2 rRNA genes are annotated in these 565 nt (G+C 45.1%); both read left to right on the plus strand.

The annotated features are described in order from the left end of the window. Window positions 1–117: ribosomal RNA gene (locus I7822_RS29600) — 16S ribosomal RNA — on the plus strand; the annotation flags it as partial. A 324-nt stretch (window positions 118–441) separates the two neighbouring features. Beyond that, window positions 442–565 (plus strand): 23S ribosomal RNA (locus I7822_RS29605); the annotation flags it as partial.

A 565-nucleotide genomic window follows, 5' to 3' on the forward strand; every position in this document is an offset into this window, starting at 1 on the left:
ACACCCGAAGTCGGTGGGGTAACCGTAAGGAGCCAGCCGCCTAAGGTGGGACAGATGATTGGGGTGAAGTCGTAACAAGGTAGCCGTATCGGAAGGTGCGGCTGGATCACCTCCTTTCTAAGGAAAAATGAAGGACAAGCTTCTTCATAAAAAGACGTTTCTGATTTTGTTTAGTTTTGAGAGAACTATCTCTCTTATTTGTTCCTTGAAAACTAGATAACGATAACAATTCAAGTAATTCACTGAGTTTAAACGCTTAGTTTAGTGATTCTCTTAGTAATATTAACGGATATTCAGTAAGTACTGATATCCTGAGACGAAGGAGAAGCGAGAAGTTCGAGGCGACGAGTGGTCGAGGAGCGGAATGTACGTTTTGTGTACATGAGCACCGCAGAACGCGAAGTCAACGAAGAAATTCGAAGCTTATCATTCGTCGAAGAAGGTTAAGTTGTTAAGGGCGCACGGTGGATGCCTTGGCACTAGGAGCCGATGAAGGACGGTACTAACACCGATATGCTTCGGGGAGCTGTAAGTAAGCTTTGATCCGGAGATTTCCGAATGGGGA

The organism is Metabacillus bambusae (assembly GCF_017497975.1).
In the GTDB taxonomy this organism is placed as follows: Bacteria; Bacillota; Bacilli; order Bacillales; family Bacillaceae; genus Metabacillus; species Metabacillus bambusae.